This is a genomic window from Streptosporangium sp. NPDC006013, from assembly GCF_040614275.1.
GTDB lineage: Bacteria > Actinomycetota > Actinomycetes > Streptosporangiales > Streptosporangiaceae > Streptosporangium.
The window spans coordinates 1-3,298 of sequence record NZ_JBEXUE010000744.1 but is presented as its reverse complement, the minus strand read 5'-3'; the positions used below and the strand labels follow the sequence as shown (position 1 = coordinate 3,298).

The following is a 3,298-nucleotide window of genomic DNA, read 5'->3' as shown; positions in this document are numbered from 1 at the left end:
AGCGAGCTCCTCACCAACGCGACCCGTCACGGTGGCGCCGAGCGGGTGTCGATCGACATCACCGGACCCCTCCTGGGTCCAACCCCCCGCCCGGAAGGAGTGCCCCGCCTCGACGGACTGCCGGCCCTGCGTCTGGCTGAACGGACGGGGTCACCCCCGTCACGGGCGCAGGAAACGGCGATGTCGAAAGGCGGCCGACCGGCCAGTCCCGTGCTGGACTGGGCAGCAAACTACCGAGCCCAGCGCAGATGTCAACCGTGTCACTAACAGCGGAAACATCAAGTTTTCGCAGCTGGGACATGATCGACGAGAGCCGTCAATGGTCTCATGTGATCCGATGTCTCTCAAGTCGAGCGAGGGCATCGGGAAGCGGACCGTCGTGCACGACGCCAAGCCGCTGGGTCGCGCGGGTCAATGCCACGTAAAGGTCGCTGGCCCCGCGCGGGGACTCGCCCAGGATCGACTCCGGTTCGACCACGATGACCGCGTCGAACTCCAGCCCCTTGGCCTCGGCGACGGTCAGCACCGCCACCTGGGCGTCCAGGGCGGCGGCCCCCGGACCGGCGACCGCGCCGTCGACGGAGCGGACCACCACCTCTCCGAGCTCCCGCGCGCGCGACTCGGGGACGATCACGACAAGTCGCCCACCCTCCACGATCTCGGCCTTGACGACGTCGCCGAGCGAGGCCGTCGGTGAGGCCGCCCACGGGCGCGCCCCGGTCTCCCGGACCGAGGCCGGGGCCTTCAGCGCCGGATCGACCAGGGTGAGCACGTCGGCGGCCACCGCCATCAGCTCCGCCGGGGTGCGGTAGTTGACGCTGAGGGTCTCCTCGCGCCAGCGCCCGGCCACGTAGGGGTCGAGGACCCGGCCCCAGGAGCGTGCCCCGGCCGAGGATCCGGTCTGGGCCAGGTCGCCGACGATCGTCATCGACCGCGTCGGGCAGCGTCGCATCAGCATCCGCCAGTCCATCGGCGACAGCTCCTGCGCCTCGTCCACGATGACGTGGCCGAAGGCCCAGTTGCGGTCGGCCGCGGCGCGCTCGGCGGTGGTCAGGAAGACGTCGTCGCCGAGGTGGCGGGCGGCGAACTTCTCGGCGTCCATGATGTCGGAGAGCCCGGTCAGCTCCAGGACCTCCTTGGCGTAGGCGAGCTGGTGCTGCCGCTCGTCGAGCGCGGCGGCACGCTGCGCCGCCTGCTCCTCCTCGGCCATCCAGGCCCCGGCCCGCAGCACCGCGGGGTCGATGTCGCCGAGCAGTTCGGCGGCCTCGTCCAGCAGCGGCACATCGGACTCGGCCCACCAGCTCTCCCCCTTGCGGGGCGGCTCGCGCAGCATCAGCTCCCGCTCGGCCTCGCCGAACTCGGCGGCGGCGTAGTCGAGGCGCTCCCGGGAGGTGAACAACCCGATCAGGAGCTGCTGTGGTGTGACGTAGGGCCACAGCCGGTTCAGGGCCGCCTTGACGGGCCGCTCGGTACGGAGCTCCTCACGGATGTCGGCCAGCTCGTCGTCGTCGATCATCCCCTTGCCCAGCTGCCTGGCCGCCTGGCGGGCGAGCGCGTTGAGCAGGTGGCGGACGAAGAGCGCGCGGGCCTCGTTGTGCGCCCGCCTGGAGCGGGCCGCCCTGTTGCGTGCCGCCTCCAGGACGTTGCCCTCCAGCCGCAGGGTGTAGCGGTCGAGGCGGATCTCGATCGGCTTGCGCGGCACCCGCTGCCGCTCGCGCACGGCCCGTGCGATGACCTGGGCCATCCGGGAGTCGCCCTTGAGCCCGGCCACCTCCGGGGGCTCCTTGCACCCGGGAACGACCCCCGGGTACAGCTCGGAGACCGTCGACAACAGCACGTCGGTCTCCCCCAGGGAGGGCAGTACCTGCTCGATGTAGCGCAGGAATGTCAGGTTCGGCCCGAGTATGAGCACCCCCCTGCGGGCCAGCTTCTCCCTGTGGGTGTAGAGCAGGTAGGCCGCGCGGTGCAGCGCGACCACGGTCTTGCCGGTCCCGGGACCGCCCTGCACGACCAGTACCCCGCCCAGGTCCGAGCGGATGATGCGGTCCTGCTCCGACTGGATGGTGGCCACGATGTCGCGCATCCGCCCGGTGCGCCGCGCGGCCAGGGAGGCGAGCAGGGCGGCCTCCCCGTTGAGGGTGGCCACGTCCTCGTCCGTGAGGTTGTCGAGATCCAGGAGATCATCGTCGATCCCGATCACCCTGCGGCCCTTGGTCTGCAGGTGGCGACGGCGGGTGACGCCCATCGAGGCCGCGGGGGTGGCGCCGTAGAAGGGCTGGGCGACCGGGGCGCGCCAGTCGATCAGCAATCGGCGCTGATCGTCGTCGGCCATGCCGATGCGGCCGATGTAGAGGGAGGTGTCGTCGGCGTTGTCGAGCCGGCCGAAGCACAGGCCGTTCTCGACAGCCCACAGACGGCCCAGACGCTCGGCGTACATCCCGGCGAAGGTGTCGCGCTCAGAGCGGTTCTGGTGCGTGCCCCCGCTCCCTCCCTGCGCGAGGACGCCGTCCAGCTGCCGCTGGGTGCGCTCGCGCAGCAGATCGAGCCTCGCGTAGAGACCGGAGACGTACTCCTGCTCCTTGGTCAGCTCGATTTGACGGGTTGCCGTCGCTCCATTATCGTTGCTAGTAATGGGATACTCCGGACCATTGCGCTAGTTGTTATGACAAACCATCACCCTAGCAGGTCCGTTGAGAAGTTTACCCGCCCCTGCGCCATCACAGCTTTATTGCGACGGCTCCTGCCCGCTTGACGAGGATCCGCCGGGTTCCTTACATTCACTCGAAGTTAGGAAAGTTTCCTAACTTCGCTTCGCCGGTGAATGCGAGGACGCACGCGGAGGGCCAGTGAAACAGCCGACGCCGGGCACCCCCAGTCTGCTGCGCGCGATCAACGACCGCGCCGCCCTGCAGGCGCTGCTGGAGCGCGGCCCGCTGACCCGCCCGGAGATCGGCGCCCTCACCGGCCTGTCCAAGCCCACCGCCTCGCAGCTCCTCATCCGCCTGCAGGAGGCGGGACTGGTCGTGCTCAACGGCATCCGCGAGGGACTACCCGGCCGCACCGCCGAGGTCTACCGGCTCAACCCGGCCGCCGCGTACGCCGCCGCGATGGACGTCACGCGCGCGGGCATCGACGTCAGGGTCGCCGACATCACCGGCGCCGTGGTCGGCGAGTACCACCTGCCCACTCCCGGCCGCTCCGGCGGCGCCGGGCGAGCGGGTGCACCTCCCTGCGGAGCCTGGCCAGGTCGGCCTTGGTGATCCGCAGGAAGTCGAGCTGCTCCAGCGGCGGGCGTACC

General features: G+C 70.4%; 2 protein-coding genes. One reads left to right on the top strand and one right to left on the bottom strand.

Annotated features, from left to right (window positions below):
* Positions 1-325: 325 nt before the first annotated feature.
* Positions 326-2,437: an ATP-binding domain-containing protein gene (locus ABZ260_RS48895; RefSeq protein WP_355632207.1), complete on the bottom strand. Its 2,112-nt coding sequence runs from the start codon at positions 2,435-2,437 to the stop codon at positions 326-328.
* Positions 2,438-2,846: 409 nt separating this feature from the next.
* Between ABZ260_RS48895 and ABZ260_RS48890 the strand changes: the two genes are divergently transcribed.
* Positions 2,847-3,260, top strand: coding sequence for a helix-turn-helix domain-containing protein (locus ABZ260_RS48890; RefSeq protein WP_355632205.1), 414 nt, complete (start codon positions 2,847-2,849; stop codon positions 3,258-3,260).
* Positions 3,261-3,298: the final 38 nt, after the last annotated feature.